Origin of the sequence: Microvirga sp. KLBC 81, assembly GCF_003075415.1 — a bacterium.
Classification (GTDB): Bacteria; Pseudomonadota; Alphaproteobacteria; order Rhizobiales; family Beijerinckiaceae; genus Microvirga.
In genome coordinates this window covers 76,407-97,479 of record NZ_QDAH01000014.1, presented here as the reverse complement: position 1 = coordinate 97,479, position 21,073 = coordinate 76,407, and the positions used below count along the sequence as shown (strand labels likewise).

At 62.0% G+C, this 21,073-nt stretch carries 19 protein-coding genes and 1 pseudogene; 8 read left to right on the top strand and 12 right to left on the bottom strand.

From position 1 onward, the window contains the following. Nucleotides 1–299: 299 nt before the first annotated feature. The 3 genes from DC522_RS12155 to DC522_RS12140 all read right to left on the bottom strand — a co-directional run bounded on the left by DC522_RS12155 (nt 300) and on the right by DC522_RS12140 (nt 3,659). Nucleotides 300–1,013, bottom strand: a complete 714-nt coding sequence (locus DC522_RS12155; RefSeq protein WP_116528966.1) for a DnaJ domain-containing protein — start codon at nt 1,011–1,013, stop codon at nt 300–302. Continuing rightward, a complete protein-coding gene (locus DC522_RS12150; RefSeq protein WP_116528965.1) occupies nt 1,010–1,738 on the bottom strand; it encodes a VWA domain-containing protein in 729 nt (242 codons plus the stop codon). Before DC522_RS12150 ends, DC522_RS12155 begins: the two co-directional genes overlap by 4 nt. A 439-nt stretch (nt 1,739–2,177) precedes the next feature. Then, entirely contained in the window at nt 2,178–3,659 is a 1,482-nt protein-coding gene (locus DC522_RS12140) for a PAS domain-containing methyl-accepting chemotaxis protein (RefSeq protein ID WP_116528963.1), read from the bottom strand. Nucleotides 3,660–4,196: 537 nt separating this feature from the next. Here DC522_RS12140 and DC522_RS12135 point away from each other — a divergent pair. Continuing rightward, nucleotides 4,197–5,498 (top strand): porin, encoded by a 1,302-nt coding sequence (locus DC522_RS12135; RefSeq protein WP_116528962.1) that lies wholly within the window; start codon nt 4,197–4,199, stop codon nt 5,496–5,498. A 252-nt stretch (nt 5,499–5,750) separates the two neighbouring features. Here DC522_RS12135 and DC522_RS12130 read toward each other — a convergent pair whose 3' ends face one another. The 5 genes from DC522_RS12130 to DC522_RS12115 form a co-directional block, all read right to left on the bottom strand. Next, a complete protein-coding gene (locus tag DC522_RS12130) occupies nt 5,751–7,586 on the bottom strand; it encodes an adenylate/guanylate cyclase domain-containing protein (protein WP_133239264.1) in 1,836 nt (611 codons plus the stop codon). A gap of 413 nt (nt 7,587–7,999) precedes the next feature. Then, nucleotides 8,000–9,262, bottom strand: coding sequence for a patatin-like phospholipase family protein (locus tag DC522_RS12125; protein WP_116528960.1), 1,263 nt, complete (start codon nt 9,260–9,262; stop codon nt 8,000–8,002). A gap of 21 nt (nt 9,263–9,283) precedes the next feature. Next, on the bottom strand, nt 9,284–9,427 hold the full coding sequence (locus tag DC522_RS34755; RefSeq protein ID WP_165820134.1) for a hypothetical protein: 144 nt from the start codon (nt 9,425–9,427) through the stop codon (nt 9,284–9,286). Nucleotides 9,428–9,430: 3 nt separating this feature from the next. Continuing rightward, a complete protein-coding gene (locus DC522_RS12120) occupies nt 9,431–9,694 on the bottom strand; it encodes a hypothetical protein (RefSeq protein WP_116528959.1) in 264 nt (87 codons plus the stop codon). Between the two features lie 212 nt (nt 9,695–9,906). After that, a complete protein-coding gene (locus DC522_RS12115) occupies nt 9,907–10,266 on the bottom strand; it encodes a hypothetical protein (protein ID WP_205769622.1) in 360 nt (119 codons plus the stop codon). A gap of 7 nt (nt 10,267–10,273) precedes the next feature. Between DC522_RS12115 and DC522_RS12110 the strand changes: the two are divergent. Both DC522_RS12110 and DC522_RS12105 read left to right on the top strand, forming a co-directional pair. Further along, nucleotides 10,274–10,519 (top strand): annotated as a pseudogene (locus DC522_RS12110) (transposase); the annotation flags it as partial. 329 nt (nt 10,520–10,848) lie between these two features. Next, nucleotides 10,849–11,637 carry a DUF4239 domain-containing protein gene (locus DC522_RS12105; RefSeq protein ID WP_116528958.1) on the top strand — a complete coding sequence of 263 codons (789 nt, stop codon included), beginning with the start codon at nt 10,849–10,851 and terminating at the stop codon, nt 11,635–11,637. Nucleotides 11,638–11,872: 235 nt separating this feature from the next. On the opposite strand, the gene bfr is transcribed toward DC522_RS12105, so the two are convergent. From bfr to DC522_RS12085, 4 genes are all read right to left on the bottom strand, one after another. After that, a complete protein-coding gene (gene bfr, locus DC522_RS12100; protein ID WP_116528957.1) occupies nt 11,873–12,361 on the bottom strand; it encodes a bacterioferritin in 489 nt (162 codons plus the stop codon). 18 nt (nt 12,362–12,379) lie between these two features. Then, the gene (locus tag DC522_RS12095) at nt 12,380–12,667 is read right to left on the bottom strand and encodes a bacterioferritin-associated ferredoxin (protein ID WP_116528956.1); all 288 of its coding nucleotides are present in this window, start codon (nt 12,665–12,667) and stop codon (nt 12,380–12,382) included. A gap of 192 nt (nt 12,668–12,859) precedes the next feature. Further along, nucleotides 12,860–13,870: a DUF6635 family protein gene (locus DC522_RS12090; protein WP_205769620.1), complete on the bottom strand. Its 1,011-nt coding sequence runs from the start codon at nt 13,868–13,870 to the stop codon at nt 12,860–12,862. Between the two features lie 100 nt (nt 13,871–13,970). Continuing rightward, complete coding sequence (locus DC522_RS12085) at nt 13,971–14,228, bottom strand: hypothetical protein (RefSeq protein WP_116528955.1); 258 nt, start codon at nt 14,226–14,228, stop codon at nt 13,971–13,973. A 474-nt stretch (nt 14,229–14,702) separates the two neighbouring features. Between DC522_RS12085 and DC522_RS12080 the strand changes: the two genes are divergently transcribed. The 5 genes from DC522_RS12080 (at nt 14,703) to DC522_RS12060 (ending at nt 21,073) form a co-directional block, all read left to right on the top strand. After that, a complete protein-coding gene (locus tag DC522_RS12080; protein WP_165820133.1) occupies nt 14,703–15,929 on the top strand; it encodes a multidrug effflux MFS transporter in 1,227 nt (408 codons plus the stop codon). A gap of 148 nt (nt 15,930–16,077) precedes the next feature. Further along, nucleotides 16,078–16,941, top strand: a complete 864-nt coding sequence (locus tag DC522_RS12075) for an aldo/keto reductase (RefSeq protein WP_245444104.1) — start codon at nt 16,078–16,080, stop codon at nt 16,939–16,941. Beyond that, on the top strand, nt 16,941–17,666 hold the full coding sequence (locus DC522_RS12070) for a DUF6064 family protein (protein WP_116528952.1): 726 nt from the start codon (nt 16,941–16,943) through the stop codon (nt 17,664–17,666). Before DC522_RS12075 ends, DC522_RS12070 begins: the two co-directional genes overlap by 1 nt. Nucleotides 17,667–17,862: 196 nt before the next feature. After that, nucleotides 17,863–18,588, top strand: a complete 726-nt coding sequence (locus tag DC522_RS12065) for a protein-L-isoaspartate(D-aspartate) O-methyltransferase (RefSeq protein ID WP_116528951.1) — start codon at nt 17,863–17,865, stop codon at nt 18,586–18,588. A 4-nt stretch (nt 18,589–18,592) separates the two neighbouring features. Continuing rightward, nucleotides 18,593–21,073 (top strand): class I SAM-dependent methyltransferase, encoded by a 2,481-nt coding sequence (locus DC522_RS12060; protein WP_205769618.1) that lies wholly within the window; start codon nt 18,593–18,595, stop codon nt 21,071–21,073.

Here is a 21,073-nt window from a genome sequence, read left to right as displayed (position 1 = left end):
AAAGACCTGGATTGAGAGGAAGTCAACTCCGAGTGGACCGGAAAAACCGTCGCGCCGGAAGGAGGCTGACCGGGGGCAGCTTGATGTCGGGCCAGGCAAGCGACATCAGGAGCTGAAGACCCTTGCGATGCGCTGCGGAGGGTCAGCCCCTGGCACGAAGCAGATCGAACGTCTGCACTTGCGCGGTGAGCGGGCCTTTACACGGTCACGCCTAAAGACCGTCTTTGACCCATGTGGAAATTGGACCCATGTGGAAATGGGACCCATGTGGAATTTGAAAGCATCTCCTCCGTGACGGATCACCCGTCCTGCCGGCTCAACAGAATGTCCTTGGCTTGGTTCACGCGCGCCGCGAGATAGGTCGAACCGCCCTGATCCGGGTGAATCTTCTTCATCAGGCTCCGGTGTGCCTGTCGGATTTCATCCGGGGTGGCGCCCGGTTTGAGGTTCAGGATCTGGTAGGCCTCCTCGGGCGTCATGACGCCCGAGGAGGCCTGAGTGTCTGACCGTGTCTTCTCCTCATTCCGAGTGTCTTCACGCCAATGAGGAAACCGACGGTCGAGATAGGCCTCGAGAAGGCGAATGCCGTCAGGGTCGCTGGCATGACACTCCGCCAGGAGACTCAACAAGCTTGTCTCATCGAGAGACGCAAGCTGTCGCCCGGCCAAAGCCCCAGCAAGCACGGAGCCCTCCATCTCGCCGGTGTCGTGATCAAGCGTCATTTCGATCAGGCTCGAGCGGACACGCGAAGTACTGCCGGAGGCCCGCTGCGTACGCGAGCCGAAACTGGGGAGATTGAGGCGGCTCCACCCGAGGAGCCATGCTCCCAGGCTTCCGATCAGCAGAGCCAAGTCGATGCGCCCGCGCACGGCGAGCAGTCCGGCAACACCCAACGCCACAATGCCGCCGATGACCTTGAGGACCTTCGCAAGAGTGGCAGGGTTCGCATGCGCAAAGTTGCTCAGGAACCACCAGAGGAGAGCAACGGCCGCGATGCCATACAGCAGCGTCACGGCTTGCCTCCGGTGATGGCAGCGAGCAGCCTGCGTGCCTGAGTACTGCCGGCAGTCAACTGCGCGAGGCCCTCGACGCCGCTCGTCGCATAAGCGGCGGCGGCGCGCAGGAGTTCGGACAGGATGTGAGGGGCTCCTGCATCGAACCGGGCATAGGCGCCGCCGCTCAGGCGGGCGATCTCCTGAAAGGCGCGGGCCGCCTCCGGGTCATGTCCCTCGTGGAACATGAAGGCCTTGACGCCGAGGAGGCCAAGCTCGCCAGCCACGGCGCAGAGATCGTCGATCGGCTCCTCCATGGCATCGCCGACATAGACGAGCACTTTCAACGGCGCCTGGCGCGCCTCTGTCCGGACGTGACGGAGCACCCGCCCAATCTGGGTTTGGCCACCCCGGCAACTGATCTTCGTCATGAGGTCGGTGAGGGCCCGCGGATCGGCGACCCACCGGGAGGCGCGGCACTCACCGAAGCCTCGGAAGTAGACCAGTTGCACCGACAGGCCTCCGGCCTCACTGGCTGCGGCAAACATCTCGCCCTGGACACGACAGGCGAGATCCCAGGTGGGCTGTCGGCTCATGGTGGCGTCGAGAGCGAACACGAGCCGCGCCCGGGGCGCATTGCCGGCTAGCGGTCCAAGACGCTTTGCATCCGCCAGGAAGGTGTCGATTGTCGAAGCTGGACTGCCAGCAGTTGTGGGTGGTCGTGTGAGATCCTTCTTGTCGGTCATTGTACTCCCTCCCCAATGATGTGGGGCTCGAGGGAGCGGCTGTAAATCCAGGGAGCAAAGGCACAGCTTCATATGGCGTGGTTCGGAGACCTTCGCACATGCGGAGAACAGGTCGGTAGGCCAATCGATGCCGTGGGCGATGGAAGTGCTGCGAAACGGCTTGTCAGTTGAAGTCGTCGGAAGGTCGCCTCTTGGCACATCCCGGAAGCAGGCCGAATGTCCGCTTAAGACGCGAACACCGGACGTTCCTGAAGGGCAGGGGGATTACCTGGTTCGACCCAATGCGGCCTTTCATCAGGCCCCGCCTCAGACTTAGCCGACCCTGGCGCATCGTGCTTGAAAAGTGGACCCGGTTTTCCGCATGAACGATGCGCTGCTCACAGATCGCGAGCATCGGATCGATCTCAAAAGGGCAAGTCCACTTTTCACGTCCGAGGCTCTAGCGTGCGAGAACGATTGCGGCATTCTTTGTGGTGCTGACAGCCTGGGACACTTGGGCCACGGCCGTTGAGATAGCGCCAATGTTGCCCGAGATGCGACTGACAGCCTGAGCCGTACTCTGCATATTCGACGACATCTCCCGGGTCACTGCATTCTGCTGCTGCACAGCAGCGGCTGCACTGACCACATGGTCCCGCATGGTCTCAACAGATCCCTGAATCTTCGCCAAGGCTTCAACAACCCCGCTCGACACGCTCTGAACTGCGTCGATTTCGGTCGTGATCTGTTCCGTTGCCCGAGCCGCCTGTGCGGCCAGGTTCTTTACCTCCGTGGCGACAACGGCAAAGCCTCGACCGGCTTCACCAGCACGAGCTGCTTCAATCGTCGCGTTCAACGCCAGGAGATTGATCTGACCGGCGATGTTCTGAATGAGCCCTACGATGCCGCCCATGGCTGATGCAGCGGCAGAGAGCTTATCCGTAAACTCGCTGGCATTCGTTGCCTGCGTGAAGGCTGCATCCGTCGCGGCACGGGAATTGGCCATGCTCTGAGCGATCTCGCTCACGGACGCGGCCAACTCCTCCGCCGCAGAAGCCATCATCTGGACGTTGCTGGAGGTGCCGATGATCGCTTGATTTGCCTCGACCGCCTCTCGGTTGGACTGACCGAGGGCCGTATCGATCTCGCCGAAGTTCTTGTCGATGATCTGACGCAAATGCAGTAGTAGATTCACCTGCTGGGTCACATCGGTGGCGTACTTCACAACTTTGTACGGCCGCCCACTGGCATCGAGAATGGGATTGTAGCTCGCCTCAATCCAGACCTCCCGGCCATCCTTGCCAAGGCGCCTGTACTGGCCGGATTGGTATTGGCCAGCTTTCAGCTTGCGCCAAAATTCCAGATAGTCGGGGTTGCCGCGCATGGCCGGCTCGACAAACATGCTGTGGTGTCTGCCTCGGATCTCATCAAGCGGGTAACCTATGGCGGCAAGAAAATTGTCGTTGGCGTCCAGGACGTTGCCATCGAGGTCAAACGCGATGACCGATTGCGACTTGCCAATCGCCTCAACCTGACCCCTAAGATCCGCCTGATCCTCCATCTGCCTGGTGATGTCGGTAGCGAATTTGACTATCTTGAAGGGTTTGCCGTCGCGTCCGAAAAGCGGATTGTAGCTGGCCTCAATCCAGAGTTCCCGACCACCTTTGCCGAAGCGCTTATAGCGGGCAGCTTGGTACTCCCCCCGCTTCAGCCTGTTCCAGAACTCGGCATATTCCGGACTGGCCCGGTATGCGGGCTCGACAAAGAGGCTGTGATGCTTGCCCTGGATCTCATCAAGCGAGTAGCCGACCGCAGCAAGGAAGTTACTGTTCGCGTTGATGATGGTGCCATCAAGGTTGAATTCGATAATGGCCTGTGACCGATCGAGCGCCGCCAGCTTGGCTTGAGCATCCGCGTGAGCGCGCGTCAGGAACGTAAGCATAAGACCTCTGCGGGTTAGCCGAAGTGACGGAAAGACTGCTGGACCAGGATCGGCCGAAAGCAGATTCTCGCGCGGGTGAGACAACAATTGGTAAATACAAGCCTCTAAACTCCCAAATTCATGAGACGTCTCGCCTGTTGCCCAAGCCAAGACGTGCAGCTGCCGCAGGACCGCCGCATGGAACCGCCGGTCCGCCGACACCTTGTCGACCAGCCAGCAGACGCGCTGCATCAAGGCGATGGTGGCGGCCTCCTCGCGGACTGAAGGCACGTCTCGAATGAACCCACTAGAGCAGCGCATCATTGGGAGCGGAATACCGGATCCCCTTTTCGCTGACGCGGACCTCCGGTTCCGCACGATGCGCTAGCGTGGATAGGTTGGTGATGCTAGTTCCTTATCAAGCGGTGTCGAACACAACGGCACGATCCACAGATATGCCTTGCTGACTGGTTACATCTCAGGGGACAGGGGCAGGGCGAGCAGGGCCCCTGCCCACTCATTGCCTGGCCGGCATGTGCAAGAAACAAGGGGACCACAATGAGCGTATTCCGAGAGATCCGCACCGGATCAGCCGCCTGTGCCGCGATCATCGCCGGGTGCCTTGTCCCGGCAGGCTCCCAGGCGGTCGATCTGCCAGCCAAGAGCGCGGCTCCTGTCGAATCTGTGCGCATCTGCTCCGCCCACGGCACCGGTTTCTTCACCATCCCCGGAACTGACACCTGCTTGCGGATCGCCGGTCGGGCCCGGGGGGAAATCCGGTATCTTGAACCAGGCACCCGTGCCGACGACGCCATCGGCTTCCGGGCCCGCGCTCGCATCGCCCTCGACGCCCGCACCCGGACATCGTACGGCTTGCTGCGCGCCAAGACGCAGTACGAGATCACCCGCAACACGGGCAATTACGGGTCCGACACGACACGTCTTGACGAGGCTTACGTCCAGTTCGGCGGCCTGACTGCGGGCCGCCTGGAATCGTTCTTCGACTTCTACACCAACGACTACAACTTCGCGGATCTCATCGTCTCCGAAGTCATGAACAATGTTTTCGCCTATACGGCCAAGTTCGGCCCCGATCTGTCAGCGACGATTGCGCTGGAGGACTCTATCGAGCGGCGGCAGTTCGCCCCCCCAAATGGACCAGCCTTTCCCGGCCAGGAGTTCAACCCGGCTGGCGCGCGCGTTCCGGATCTCGTCGGGCAGCTGCTGTGGGAGCCGGACTGGGGCAAGGCCCAGCTATCGGCGGCGTTGCACCAGATCCGGAGCGCCAATCTTGTGCCCGAACCGGATCCGGCTCCGTTCGTCGACACTGAGTACGGCTTTGCCGTGCAGGCTGGCCTTCAGGTAGAACTGCCCATGATTGCCGAAGGGGACGAGCTTTGGCTCCAGGCCGCCTATGCGGAAGGCGCGCTGAGCTACCTCGGCATCGGTGACACGTCGATCAACGACATCACCCTCGCTCAGACTGACGCTTATGTAGATGCCACGGGCGAGGTGCGCCGGTCTCGGGGCTGGGCCGTGACGGCTGTGTTCATGCACTACTGGACGCCGCAGATCCGGCAGGTGATGTTCGGCTCCCATGGCGTGGTTGAATACCCGGCGCACAGTGTCATGACCACACCGGCAGGCGGCACCCTCGGGTTCCCGGACACCACCGAGTGGCGGATCGGCAGCAATCTCGGCTGGCTCCCGGTGAGCGGACTCTATCTTGGGGTTGAGACGCTCTACCGCCATGTTGACCCGCGCGGCCGGGTGTTCGTGGACAACGATCCCGCATCAAGCCGCCTCATCAACTCTGAGGACGCCCTTGAAGCCCGTCTGCGGGTCCAGCGGGATTTTTGAAAGTAAATCCCGTGATATGGTGGGATCATCACAGAAACTTCCCGGAATTCTACGCTAGAGCATCAGACCCAAAAGTGGACTTGCACTTTCGGGATTTGATCCGATGCTTCCATTCTAGAGCAACGCATCGCTGCTGGCGGAAAACCGGATCCCCTTTTCACTGGCGTGGCCCTTCGGGTCGCTGACGCGGTCCTCCGGTTCCGCACGATGCGCTAGAAGCTGCTTCGTGGGAACGGGCTATCCAGCCCCGCTTTACTCCATCGGCAGTCCTGCCTTTGCGAGCCCATCCCTCATGAAGTCCAGCGCTGGTCCGGGCAAATAGTCCCCCATGTCCAGGAAATCTCTGACGGAGCGGATCTGGGAGGTGCGATGCAAATCCTCAATGGCGGAGAGTGCTGCCGCTCGCTGGTCGAGATACGCGTATGTGATTGCCGAGAACAAGTGGCATGGCCAGTAATCAGGCGCCCGGCGTGAGCAGTCGCGAAGGTAGAGGAGGGCCTCCTCGAACCGTCGGCTCAGAAGGAGGGCGCGCCCGAGATACATGTCATAGTTCGGGGGATGCAGTGGATTTAACAGGAAAGCTCTCTGCATGAGAGCGATAGCCTCATCAGATCGCCCCATGATGGTCAGGATGTTCGCAAGCCCGGCATAGTACTCGGCCTCGCTGGGGTTCAGCTCAATTGCTCGTTTTAGCCACCGAACCGCCTCGTCATGTTCTCGCCTGCGCATGAGAAGATTGCCCATCACCATGTGAGCCATGGGCAGGGTCGGGTCGGCAGCAAGGGCCTTTTCCGCAAATGCCAGACCTCTTGTCAGCGCAGCCTCGCGGTTAGCCGGGTCCCAGCCCAAGGCCTCCTCACGATAGGCGGCGAAGGCCAACTCGGCCAATGCCGCGGCGAACGCAGGGTCGAGTTCAACGGCCTTCTCGAACAGAGTGCGGGCCTCAAGCGCTTGCTCCTTGCTGTTCGGTTGCCGCAAGCTTCGACCGCGCAGATAGTAGTCATAAGCCGTGAGATCAGGCGGCGGTTTCTGTGAACTGACCGCAACCGCGCCCCTTTGGATTGTGGTCCCCAAGCGGGATGCGATCTCGTCAGCAATCTCATCCTGAATTGCGAAGAGATCCTGAAGAGGGCGGTCGTACCTCTCAGCCCAAACCTGGGCGCGGTTCCGCGTGTCCGTCAAGTGAGCGGTGACGCGGAGCTGAGTTCCTGCCTTCTGCACGCTGCCTTCCAGGACATAGCGCGCGCCAAGCGTGCGTCTGACATCAGTGATGTCGATGGCCTTCCCCTTATAGGCGAATGTTGAGTTGCGGGAGATGACGAACAGATGAGGAAATCGGGACAAGGCGGTAAGAACGTTTTCAGTAAGACCATCGCTGAAGTAGTCTTGCGAAGGATCTCCGGACCGGTTGGCGAAAGGGAACACAGCAATGCTCGATTCACCTTGCAGAACGCGCACGGATGGCGGATCGCGGGTGTAATAGACCACCGCAAAGACCACCACGCTCAGAGCTAACGCCATGATCAATAGGGCGGCAGGCGCCAACCGCCGCGAGATCTTCGCCTCACGTGGTCTTGCACGCGCCTGCCGTTCTCCCGCGACCCGGAACGTCCGGACAGGACGAGGGATGTGCTTGAGCCTCTGTTCTCCCGCATCCTCGAAGGGGAAGTGATCCCGTGCATGGTCACGGACCGGGCGTGAGACCAGAATGCCGCCGGGATCGGCAAGCGCCTGCAACCGGGCGGCGATGTTCACACCGTCGCCGAAAACGTCCCCGTCCTTGATAATGACATCTCCGACGTGAATGCCAATGCGAAGGCGAAGAATGCTGTCGGTCTCTGCGCATCTCCGCTGGATCTCAGTTGCGAAACCGACTGCCTTGATGACGCTTCCGAACTCGGCGAGAAATCCGTCACCCATCGTTTTAACGATACGGCCCTGGTGCCGTTGGGCGGACGGGACGACAATCTCGCTCATCAGGCTCTGGAGCCGAGCGAAAGTGCCTTCCTCGTCCTCGCTCATCAGGCGCGAGTAGCCTGCCACATCGGCGCAAACAATGACCAGCAATCTACGGTCAGATTCGCCCACGGCTCCCTCCCGCGGGGCTTATGGTGCCGTTTGCAGCCGGAGAAGTCTATGGCAGATTACACCCTGAACGACTGGCGTGCTGATCCTCAAACTGCTTCGGGCTCAGATAGCCGAGAGCCGCGTGGAACTTCCGGCCGTAATAGATCTCCTCGACAAAATAGCGCCTTCGATCCGGCCAAGAGCTTCTAAATCCTCTGGCTTGACAGGTTCATGCACCAGAGCCGTCCGAAGTCGGTTCATTCGATAATTTTGAGCCGCCGTCCTCACGACCGTATCTTAGCGCATCGTGCGGAACCGAAGGGCCGCGTCAGCGAAACGTGGACCCGGTTTTCCGCTCCTAACGATGCGCTTCTCTATGAACGGAGCATCGGATCGAACCCCAAAAGTGGATTCCACTTTTCACGTCCGATGCTCTAGCCGGCCGTCATCATCGCCCCGGGGCGCGCCTCGTGCAGGATAAAGCCCTCCATAGGATCGAATTCGCCGGACCAGGGAGCCAGCTCCAGAACGCGGCTCGTGTCGGCGTATCCGGCCTCCCACCGATCGCGAATGCCGCTCGGGCTGAAGTCGATATCCTTCGTGTGATCCTCGCCATCAAGCGGCGGCGCCAGCAGCCGGACCACATGCATCCGGGTCAGGCAGCCATAAGCAGCCAGCTCTTTGACATCTTGGGTCTCCCGCTCGGCTTCAGGCAGTCTGCGAACGAGCTCGGCGATCACATGCCGGAGACGATGGATCTGCTTCTGCCGGGCGATATGACTGTTGGTGCGACTCGAGTACTGGATGTCCTTCTGGCGGCTCATTACCTGCCAGATCGTGTCCGGCTCGGGCCCCTGCGGATTCCAGATATGGGTCGCGAAGACGACCGAGTTCCGCCGCGGTTTGTCGTCGAACACCGCCTCGACGGGCGTGTTCGACAGGATGCCGCCATCCCAATAGAGGTCCCCATCGATGCGCACGGCCGGGAAGGCCGGGGGCAGGGCGCCGGACGCCATGACGTGCCGGACATCGAGATCCATGTCGCGGCTGTCGAAATAGCGCATCTCGCTGGTGCGCACGTTCGCGGCTCCGACGGTCAGGCGCGTTTCCCTCCTGTTGATCCGCTCGAACTCGACAAGCTCGGAGAGAGTCCGGGCCAAAGGCGAGGTATCGTAGTAGCCGGCAGCCTCCGACCCGAGGGGGACGTGCGGGCCGAGGAAAGCCGGCAGGTTCGGGCGGAAGAAGGCCGGAATGCCTTGTGTGATGGTCGTCAGGTTCGACGCCAAGGGTCCCATCAGAGGCCAAGCTCCCAGGAGTTCCGCCCAGGGGCTATGCTGCATGCGGCTCCAGAACTCCCGGAGTCGCTCCAGCCGGTTCTCCGGCGCATTGCCGGCGATCAGGCTGGCGTTGATCGCCCCGATCGAGGTGCCGATGACCCAATCCGGCTCGACCCCGGCCTTGTGCAGGGCTTGGTAGGCGCCGACCTGGTAGGCACCGAGCGCACCGCCGCCCTGCAGAACGAGAACGATCTGGCCAAGCTCCTTCGGGACCTGGCGCAAGCGGGTCGGTATTGCGTGGGGTAGCCGTTGTTCGATGATCGCCGAAGGTGGGGTTCCCGTCCGCTCGAGTTCGCGGATCACCGCCTCGTCGGAGCCCTTGCCCCTCTTGTAGGCCTTGGGTGTCCCATGGTTCAGCATGACGTCCTCCTCAATGGGCCATCAGAACAAAGGATCAACCGCCAGCAGCGTCGTGACGGTCGCCGCGATGTTGAGCAGGCCGACCGTCGCGGCAACGAGGTACGACATGCCGTGCCGGCGGGGCCGTTCGAGTTGGCGCAACAGATGCTGCTTCGCGCGTGTCATGATCTAGTTCCCTGCACGCTGGCGGGCCGCATCCGTCGCCGTGTATCCGGTTGCGGGCTGCCGCAATTGGTCCTGCGCCTGGAGCAGCGCCTCGAAGGCCTGCTTGTTGGCCCGACCTTCAGCAATGAGCCGCTCCCAGCGGCCATCCCGCATCATGGCCTCAATCTGGCGATTAACTTGGTCGCGATCTGAGCCACCTCCTCTTTTCGCCAAGGCTATGTCCGGAAGGACAAGAAGGGGCAGGATCAATAGAAGCTTTCCAAGCATGTTGTTCTCCATAAGGCGGCGCACAGCCGGTGCCTGAGGGATGTTGCGATCGGCGGGAGCCGATCGAGACTGAGACGATCTTGCCGCTGTCTTGGGCTCCCAAACAGGACCAAGACTGAGCGAAAAGATTGCACCATCGGCCAGTCCGACGCTTGCTGAGGCGTGGGCTTCACAGCCCTCCCCAACGCTGGCGCCGGGGAGGGCTTTCAGCGTCAGGGGACGATCACATAATCCGGGTTGGCGACGGCAAAGGCCGCCTTGCGATCAGCCGCCGGCGGGCAGATCCACGTCGTGTTGATCTCCCGCTTCTGAGCCTTGCCTTTCTCGCGCGTCAGCCGCACCTGGCGGTCCCAGCCCTCGGTGTAGAGAGCGCCCCACGGACCGACATCGAGGCAGATGACGTACTTCGGCTGGCGGTACGGGTGCAACGGCAGTCCCACCAGTTCCGCGGCTGCGTTATGCCCAGCAACACGTCCAAGACTTTGGGCATGCTGACACGACATGAGCGTGAAGTTGCCGAGGTCATCCGTTGCTGCACGGACGACATCGCCGGTGACAAAGATGTCGGCCACCTCTCCTGCACGGAGGAAGGCATCTTGGGTCGGGCTCACACCCTTGCAGCATTCGACCGGCGGCAAGCAGAAGCTGGGCGCGATCTCCAAGATGGGCGAGCGGACCTTGCGCCGCCTGCTGATCATTGGAGCCAGTGCCGTTGTGCGGTGGGTGGCTCGCAACGGGGCTCCCACGGGGTCGTGGCTGGCCCGCATCGTCCGGGCGCTGCTGGCGAGAGGTGAAGTGTATCGGGCTCCGGCTGTGGGTGCGTGAGCACTCGCGGCTGTGAGGCTGTTGCGTACTCCCATCCGGGCCCGCGTTATGGGAAGAGCCGCATCAGAGGCCGCACACATGTCAGCCCTGACCACGCGCTGCACCAATCCGAAGATTCTTCTTGCGTCACCAGGAGCGTCTATACATGCCCAATGACACGGCAACTGAGTACGTAGCAAGAACATGGCCCCTCCGAAAGTGCGATGCCTATCAGGCAGATCCACTGCTTCCAGTTGGCGATCCTGATACTGCTTGCCGCGTAGATGGAACCGAGTGTCTTCCTCGCACGTGAGTGACTGGCTATACTGCTTGCCGAGGCGGCGGAGATCATGGACTGGCTATACAAGCTGATCGCTCATAGCAGCGATGCGGTCATTCTCGTCGGGGGAGCGGTCAGCACCGCCGTTCTTGCCCTTGTTCTCGCCCGGATCTCGCGGCCGCTTCTCTTTTCACCTCACGACGAGGCGTTAGAGAGCCACAGCAAACTGGCCGATGTGGTCCATGGAAGTCTTCTGGCATTCTCCGTTTTCGTTCTCGCTCTAGTGCTGACGGAAGTCCGCTCCAGTCTCGGGAAGGCTGATGACGCGGAGCTTCGCGAAGCTTCGGTCATCGCGCGGCTTGTTCGAGACCTCCAGGCTTTGGGGACCGAGGATGCGTCAATCGCGAGTGAGCGCGTTAAGGACTATGTCAGATCGGCGGTCTCCGTAGAGTGGGAGACACTCGCCCAGCGTGAGCCCTCGCTTGCAGAGGAAACAGATCGTGCCATGGCGTCGCTCGTAGCGCAGGTCAACACGGTGGCAGCGAACAATCCCGCGGCCGCCAGCGCCTTACGTGCTTACGTGGAGAAGCTGGAAGATCTGCGCCAGAGCCGGCTCGAGATCGCTACAAAGAGTGTGCCTCCGGTGTTCTGGTGGGCGATGGCCGTCTTCATCGTCGGCGCAATGATCATGAACGGGCGCCATAAACTGGATGCCATCGGAATGACGCTGATCGCCTTCCACATGGGGGCAATCGGATTGGTTGTTGCTTTGATCCTGGTGATGGATTCACCGTTTCGAGGAGAAACGAGCGTCTCACCGGCTTCGATGGTGAGGGCTGCGAGGCTGTCTTCACCGTAGTGCAGTTGCCCAAGTCGAGCCCGCTTGGGTCTTGGGAGTACTTGAGCTAGCGCATCGTGCGGAACCGAAGGGCCACGCTCGTGACCCGAAGGGCCGCGTCAGCGAAAAGTGGACCCGGTTTTCCGCATAAACGATGGCTCCTCTCAAGAATGAGCATCGGACGCAGTGTCGTGCGATAGGGGACAGCCGGGACGAACGGCACTCGTGCGCAGGACGTCGGCTACAGGCTCGATCATCAATGCTCGGTCTTCTCGGGCTTGCCGACGTGCTTCTGCGAGTAGAGCTCAATGCCGATCTGCTCGATCAGGGTCTGCTGGGTTTCCAGGAAGTCGATATGGCCTTCCTCGTCGGCCATCAGCTCCTCGAACAGGTCCTTGGAGACCCGGTCGCCGATCGACACGCAGTATTCCGCCGCCTCGGCATAGAGGTTGCGCGCCTCGTACTCGATGGCGAGATCGGACTCGATGACCTCCTGGACGTTCTGGCCGATCCGCAGCGGGTTCAGGTCCTGGAGGTTGGGGAAGCCTTCGAGGAAGATGATGCGCTCAACGAAGCGATCCGCGTGCACCATCTCCTCGATGGACTCCTCGCGCCACTTCTTGGCCAAGTCGTTGTAGCCCCAGTTCTCCATCAGGCGGTAGTGCAGCCAGAACTGGTTGACGGCCGTCAACTCGTGCCGAAGCCCCTTGTTGAGGTACTCAATGACCCTGGTGTCGCCCTTCATGGCCGATCCTCCTGTCGATCAGCCCTTGAGAATAGAGCGGCGGCGCCACCTCTCAAGCTTCTTGGGCTCGTTGGAGTTGGCCTGTTGGGTCAGGGGACAGGAGGTCTCGCAATCCGCCGAGCAGGTATGCTTCCGGGCGAGGGTCTCATCCATGATGGAGCGGATGGTGGTGGCGCAGCGCCCGCATTGAGGCCCGCAGCCGAGGCAGCGGTAGACCTGAGCCAGAGTGCGGGGGCAGTCGGGGCCCGGGTTGAGGCAGGCACGCACCTCGCCATCCGAGAAGACATTGCAGGAGCAGACGATCACAGGAGATTCGCCCTTTTGGAATCGCTCTAAATATGTTTTCCGTCCAATGACTTAGCTCGACCTGCCTGTCTTGGCTATTCCGGGATTTACCGGAGGGGCTGTGGCGGCCTGACGCACGGGAGTGAAGTGATCGTCCGGCACCATGGCAGCAGACGATTACGGGGCCCTGCCGTAGCTTCGATCTGGACGTTCCTATGCTCTTGCGAGCCGATAGGCGCTGCCCAGAAGATCGAAGAGGTCGAGCAATCGCGCCACATAGGGATCGCGGGCGGTGAAACCCGACTCCTCGTGCTCGGCCTGCCATTGGCGTTCCAGGGCATCGATCAGGCGGAGCAGCCGACGATGGTGCAGCCCGAGACGGCGCTGGATCGGATCGGCCAGGATGCCCGCGAAGGCGGCCGCGATGGAGCTGACCGCCAGGAGCCCGACGGTGATCCCGCCGATCAGCGCCGGAGATGCGGCCGCGGGGAAAACGCCGTACCACACGCTGCCCAGGCCAGCACCCAGAGGAAAGGATGCGATTGCCGCCTGCTGTGCCAGCGCGGCCGCGAGGGCCGGCCCGAGCGTCATCACACCGGGGGTAGCCTGCTTTACGGCGATGGCTCCGGCTCCGACCGTCATCAGCGCTGTCGTGATCTCTGCCGCCGCGGCACGTGTCCCGGCATAGGTCGTCATGGCCTCCTCGAGCCGCTGCCGGAAGACAGGATCGCCGCCGCGCCGCCCGATCGCGCGCAGGGTCTCGTTCAGCGTCTCCTGAAGCTCGGGGGCGGACAGGATGGTCTCGGACAGGGCATCCTTGCGAGACTCCCGCTCCCCCTGCCGGAACGGCAGTTCCAGGAGTTCGGTCATGATGAGCCACTCGATCTCCCGGCCGACGGCCGTGTCGAACAACAGGTTGCGGGAGCCGAGATACGTTGCGGCCCGCTTGGCGCCGACAGCTTGGGCGCCGGCCGCCGCAAGCTTCGCGGCCAACTGCGGCACCGCAAGGGTGATGTTGGCGGGCGCCTTCAGCATGTCCCATCCAACTGCCTTGCGATGGATCGCCGCCGATCCGGCAAGCGAGAAGTGGCGGTCCACGAAGGCATCGACGCGCGACCGGCGGCTATCGAAGTAGCGGTGCGCGGCATCGGCAACGATGCGTCCGGCATCTTCGGCCGTCAGCCGACTGTTCCCCTCGGGCTGCATGGTGAGTTCGTCCGCCATTGAGCACGCTGACTTCAGCGAAGATTGAACGCGTGTCTATCTCAACGTTGTCGCGAGGAGCAGGGTTCTCGGCAACCCAAGCGGATTCAACCGAGCACTATCAGTGTTCGATGACCTTATACTCGGCGTCGATCACGTCGTTCCGCGCGCGCTGCCGTGCCCGACGCACGCGACGGCGAAGGTAGAAATACGACGCGATGCCGCCAGCCAGCATCAGCGGGAGAACGACGAAGAAGCCAACGAGGACAAGTGCCAGCAGAACGGCCCCTGCGGCAGTCAGGACTGCCAGTCTGATCAGGGTAGCCAGGAGCCGGCCTGAGTAAGCGGGTGCGGTGGTCCGGAAGACGGTGAAGTCCATGGTGGATCCTCCGTTGCGGTCGCGTTCGTGGCGCAAGAGAAGCAGTCCGACATCGCGAGCGGCGACCCGCTCGCCAGAGGAGCCCGGACCCTGAGGCTATGCTGATGTGGGGCTTGGGCCAGCGGGACGCAAGATCAGCGGCGAGGATCAGTGACGGTCCCAAGGAGCGAGATGGCCCTCCGACATAATGGGTCACAGGCCGAGACGCGCGGCTTCCCGCGCCGCATTCGAACTCCTCCATGCCTTGTAGTAGCACCATCGTGCGATCCCAGATGGTGTCGTGCCGTGAACCATCATGTGTGCTTTCACGCAAGCAAATTTGAAAGCAATCGGGATCGATCACAAATGAGCCCATTATGTAGAATGGGTGCTCAGGTTCCTTCTTCGTTCCAGCTTAGCGTACTATCAGGAACAGATCTTGCGCTGGCCTCTTCTAGGGCGTTCACCGCCGCCGCCTCGGACAATTTGGAAATCATGACCTATACTAACGTCGCAGCAACACAGCCTGCCGCCAAGCCTTCCTTCATCGCCTTGCTTATCGCGGTCTCGGCCGTGAGCCCGCTTGGCATCAATATGTACCTGCCCTCCATGCCAAGCATGGCACGGGCATTCGGTGTCGACTTCGCCACTATTCAGCTGACTCTCTCGCTCTACCTCGCCGCCATGGCCGTCGGGCAGTTGATCATTGGCTCACTCTCCGACCGCTTCGGTCGACGGCCCGTGCTCCTGATCGGGCTCCTCGTCTTCGTGCTCGGCTCGCTTGTCTGCCTCACAGCCCAGAATGTCAGCCTCCTGATCTTTGGTCGTGTCGTGCAGGCCATAGGGGGCTGTGCCGGGATCACCCTGAGCCGCGCCATCGTCCGGGACCTTTACGGACGCAATCAGGTCGCGAGCATGATCGGCTATGTCACCATGGGCATGGCGGTCGCGCCCATGATTGCACCCACCATCGGCGGCGTGCTCGAAACGCTCTATGGATGGCGCGCCTCCTTCGTGTTCCTGATGGTGTTTGGCGGCCTGATCCTGCTCGTCGCCTACTGGCAACTGCACGAGACCAACCACAATCGCGATGCTGGAGGCTCTATCCAGCATCTCGTGCACAGCTACCTAAGCCTATTTCGCTCGCGCCTTTTCTGGGGGTACACGCTGGCAGCCAGCTTCGTCTCGGCGGTGTTCTTCGCCTTTGTCGCAGGCGCGCCTTACGTGACGATCGAGTTGATGGGCCGCAGCCCGGCAGAGTACGGCTTCTATTTCGCGATCGTGCCGAGCGGCTACATTCTGGGCAACTTTGCCTCTGGCCGGTTCGCCGGAAGGGTCGGGCCGAACCGGATGATCTTGGCCGGTACGTTCGTGACACTGGCCAGCGTCGCCGCCATGGCGACGACATTTGCTATGGGCTTCTTGCACCCGGCGGCTTTGTTCGGGCCCATGTTCTTCATTGGTCTGGGGAATGGACTGGTTTTACCGAGCGGCATTGCAGGCGCAGTGAGCGTGAAGCCGGAGGTTGCGGGCGCTGCGGCTGGCCTGTCGGGCAGCCTCCAGATTGGGTTTGGCGCGCTTGTCGCTCCGGTTGTTGGTGCTACGCTTGGCTCCACCATCTGGCCGCTGATCACTATCATGGCGATCTGTTCGTTGTTCGCACTTGCCTCTTTCGGGCTGGTTGCAGATCGGCGCAGATCAAGCCCAGCTACCAGGCTGTGAGAGGGTTTGGCTGAACAGCCTGAGGCTCACGAGGGAGACTGGTGCGGCAACCAGAGGCGACAGTTTGGGAGAACTTTCGATGCAGCAACCGCAACGCCTGAACCGCCGCAATCTCCTCTGCTTCTTGGCCGCGACAAGCGCCGCCGCGATGATGTGGCCCCTGACCGGAGCCGCACAGCCAGGTCCGGTTCTCACCAGACCCATTCCCTCGACCGGAGAGGCGCTGCCCCTTATCGGGCTCGGCACCTGGATCACGTTCAATGTCGGCCACGACATCGAAGCACGGGACAGCTGTGCCGCGGTCATGCGGGCGTTCTTCGAGGCCGGTGGACGCCTGATCGACTCCTCGCCCATGTATGGCTCGTCGCAGGAGGTGGTCGGCTATGGCTTGCAGAAACTCGGCCATCCGCTCCGCCTGTTCTCCGCCGACAAGGTCTGGATCTCGTCCGCGTCCGCTGGCCCAAGCCAGATCGAGGAATCGCGTCGGCATTGGAGAGTTCCTCGCTTTGACCTGCTGCAGGTGCACAATCTTCTCTCCTGGGAGGCGCATCTCAGGACCCTGCTCGCCATGAAGGCGGCCGGTCAGGTCCGCTATGTCGGGATCACGACCTCGGAAGGACGCCGGCACCGCGAGTTCGAGCGTGTGATGCGTCAGCATCCGCTCGACTTCATTCAGGTCACCTACAACATCCTTGATCGTGAGGTCGAAGACCGAATCCTCCCTTTGGCCGCGGAGCGTGGCATTGGGGTGATCGTCAACCGCCCGTTCCGGCAGGGTGCCCTGATCGACCGTTTGGAACGCTACCCGCTCCCGGCTTGGGCGCCCGAGATCGATGCACGGAGCTGGGCGCAGTTCATCCTGAAGTTCATCCTGTCTCACCCGGCTGTGACCTGCGCCATCCCGGCGACGACTCGGGTGGATCATGTGCGCGAGAACATGGCGGTCGCCGCCGGACAGTTGCCGGATGCAGCGATGCGGGCCCGCATGATCGCCTATGTCGGGGGTCTCTGATGGTGGACTGGCTGTCTTACACGCCATCGGATTTCTTGCTGTTCTCGGCCCGTACCTATTACCGTCTGTTCGAGCTCTACAACCGTGCGATCTGGCCGGCGCAGATCCTGGCGCTGCTGCTCGGGCTCGTCATCCTGTGGCGGCTGCATCGCGCCGGTGCTCGGCAGGGTTCCGTGGTGACGGTGATCCTTGCTGCCGGCTGGCTCTGGACCGCCTGGGGCTATCTTCTGGGGCACTACGACACAATCAACTGGGCGGCGCGATACTTCGCCAGCGGCTTTGTCATCGAGGCGCTGCTGCTGATCTGGACGGGCTCCCTTCGAAGCCGGCTCTCGTTTCAGCCGGACAGAGACTGGATCGGCCGGACCGGAATGGGGCTGTTTCTGTTTGCGCTGGTGGGACAGCCTTTGATTGCTCCGCTTGTTGGTCGGGACTGGAAGCAGGCCGAGATCTTTGGTGTCACGCCCGATCCCACCGTGCTTGCCACGCTCGGCATCCTCCTCACCGTGGACAAGCGGCTCCCGTGGGGGCTCATGATCATTCCGCTGATCTGGTGCGCGCTCAGTGGAGCAACCCTTTGGACGATGGGCTCGCCGGATGCCTGGCTCATGCCTGTGGCGGCCCTTGGCACTCTCGGCTTGGCAATCTATCGGATGTTGTCTGCGCGAGGGCAGGGCAGGTTAAGGGAGTCTGAGGGACGGGCCAGACAGCGCTCAACTCGATGAAGGCAGTGTTAAGGAGACGGTTTTGTCTCAACCTCAAACGGGCGTGGCCTGATGCTGTATAATCGACCGCTTAGTGTAGTCGCGATGGCCTCAGAATGACGCCGAGAACACTGTCCTTCGAGTTTGCGCCAGAACCCTGGAACCTCGGTGTTGGGGAGCGGTTGGTCTTCAGGGGCAGCCTACAGAAGTCCAGATCATGGCTCGCACGCTGGTCCTGCTCGCCACAGCTCTGCCGCTGTTGACCGCCGCAGCTGCGGAGCCGGATTATGGGGCAGCGCGGCAAAAAATGGTGGAGACAATCGAGAGCCTCGCCACACGTATCGCCGCCGCCGGTACTGGCAGCCTTGCACCGTCCGTCCTGGCTGCCTTGCGGCAGGTGCCGCGGCACGAGTTCGTGCCGACAGAGGTCCGAGCTGCCGCCTATGATAACCGGCCCCTGCCGATCGGCTACGGCCAGACAATCTCACAGCCCTACATCGTCGCCCTCATGACCGACCTTGTGAGGCCCGACAAGGATGATGTTGTTCTCGAGGTTGGGACCGGCTCAGGCTATCAGGCCGCCGTCCTGTCGCCGCTGGTCAGCCGCGTCTACTCGATCGAGATCGTGGAGGCGCTGGCCAAGCGGGCAACGGAGCGACTGGCTGCGCTGGGCTACGGCAATGTAACGGTGCGTCATGGCGACGGCTATCACGGTTGGCCCGAACACAGCCCCTTCGACGCGATCATCGTGACCGCAGCCTCAAGCCATATTCCCCCGCCCCTCATCAGGCAGCTTAAGCCGGGGGGCCGCATGGTCATTCCGGTCGGGCCACCCTTCATGGCTCAGAACCTGATGCTGGTCGAGAAAGACACCCGGGAGCAAGTGCATACTCGCACACTCCTACCCGTCCAGTTCGTCCCGCTGACTGGCGGTAATCGCTAGGGCCATGGCACTCTTGTCCGCCATCGGCATTCTCGCAGGCGCCGCCCTCGCCTACGAGATCCTGCTGGCGCGCCTGTTCTCAATCCTGCTCTGGCACCATTTCGCCTATATGATCATCAGCGTGGCGCTGCTCGGGATCGGCGCCAGCGGCACGGCCCTTGCCTTCGCAAGAGGACCGCGCATCTCATCATCCTTTGGGTTCGGCTTCACCGCCTGCGCCGTGCTGTTCGCGATCTCCACTGTCGGTGGCTTTGCGCTCGCACAGCGGGTGCCGTTCAATCCGCTCGAGGTGATCTGGGATGTTCACCAGCAGCTTCATCTGGCGCAGATTTATCTGCTGCTGGCCCTGCCCTTTTTTGCCTCCGGTGCCGCGATCGGGTTAGCGTTCATGCACGGCAGCGAACAGATTGCAGCCATCTACCGCGCGGACCTGCTCGGCGCCGGGGCCGGTGCACTGTTGATCGTTGCCCTGCTGTATGTGCTCCCGCCGCAGGATTGCCTACGGGTCATTGGCGGGCTGGGCTTCGTTGCGGCGGCACTGACCGCTTTGGACAGTGGCGCTCGCCGTTCGGCTGCCGCATTGGCTGCCCTTGCGGTGATCTCGACGGCCGCCTGGCCGTCGTCGTGGCTGCAGCTACAGCCCTCACCGTACAAGGGCTTGAGCGTCGCCCTGACCGCACCCGGTGCCCGTGTCCTGGCGCAGCGGTCCAGTCCACTGGGGCTGCTGACGGTGGTCGAAAGCCCGGTTGTTTCGTTCCGTTATGCTCCCGGGCTCAGCCTCAGCGCCACGTCGGAGCCGCCCATGCAGTTGGGTGCCTTCACGGATGCCGAAGCGCTGACCGTCATCACCCGCTTTACGGGCGACAAGAGTGCGCTCGATTATCTCGATCAGCAGACCACGGCACTGCCGTACCACCTCCTCAAGACGCCACGCACGCTCATCCTCGGGGCGGGAGGAGGCGCCGACGTACTAAGCGCGCTGTACCATGACGCAGCACGCATCGATGCCCTTGAGCTCAACCCGGACCTGATCGACTTGGTGCGGGGGTCGTTCTCGGCTTTCGCCGGAGAGCTCTATCGGCGCGAGGGTGTCACCGTGCACATCGCAGAGGCCCGCAGCTTTGTCGAGGCGAGTGAGCAGCGCTGGGATCTGATCCAGCTGGCGCTCCTCGACTCCTTCACGGCGGCAGCGGCAGGTGTCCAGGCTCTTGGGGAAAGTCCACTCTACACGGTGGAAGCGCTTCAGACTTATTATGGGCATCTCGCCCCTGGCGGGCTGCTGGCCATCACGCGCTGGCTGCTCGCGCCGCCTCGCGATGCCATCAAGCTGCTCGCCACCGCCGCTGTGGCTCTCGAGCAAAAGGGCGTGTCGTCTCCTGGCGATCAGCTGGCCATGATTCACAGCTGGAACACGGCAACATTATTGATGAAGAACGGGCGCTTTGACGCCGCCGAGATTGCGGCAATCCGGGCGTTCACCGAAGCCCGTTCCTTCGACTTGGCCTGGTACCCGGGCATGCCCGAGGCGGAGGCGAACCGGTTCAACCAAGTGGCCGAGCCTTACCTGTACCGCGCCGCCGTAGCGCTGCTTGGCCCGGCGCGGGAGCGTTTCCTGAACGACTACAAGTTCTATATCACCCCAGCAACCGATGACCGGCCCTACTTTTTCCGCTCATTCAAATGGGCGCTGCTGCCCGAACTCTTGGCTCAACGTGCTCAAGGCGGGCTGAGCCAGATGGATGCGGGCTATCTCGTCGTGCTCGCCACGCTCCTGCAATCGGTGATCGCGAGCCTGATTCTCATTCTCTTGCCGCTGGCGGTATTGCGCGCCAAGCATCGGCATCGCGAGCCTGGAGCCATGGCACGGTGGCAGATTGTGCTCTACTTTTCGGCTCTTGGCTTTGGTTTCATCTTCATCGAGATCAGCTTCATCCAGCGCTTTACGTTATTCCTTGGCCATCCCCTTGCGGCGATTGCCGTGGTCTTGGCGGCCTTCCTGGTCTTCGCTGGTCTTGGCAGTGGGATCGCGGCACCGCTCGCTTCGCGTCGACGGGCCGTCCTCGTGGTTGCTGTGGCAGGCATCATCGCATTCGCTGGGATCTATCTGATCGGATTGCCTGTCCTGCTGCCGTCCCTTGTCAGCTTGCCCGCTCCGCTCAAAACGGCAATCACTCTTGTCCTGATCGCGCCACTGGGCTTCGCGATGGGTCTCCCATTTCCACTTGCCTTGAAGCGGGTATCCGCAGAGGCCCCTGACTTGGTGCCATGGGCTTGGGGTATCAATGGCTGCGCCTCAGTGGTTGGGGCTGTCCTCGCGAGTATTCTTGCAATGCACATCGGCTTTACTCTCGTTGTTTGCATCGCGCTTGGGCTCTATGCCATTGCAGGCGTGACATTCACCACCGGACATCATCAGAGCGACCACGAGGAGGAGCAGAAGGAATGTTGGGGCAACGACGCGCCCCATGGGAACAAGGCATCGTGA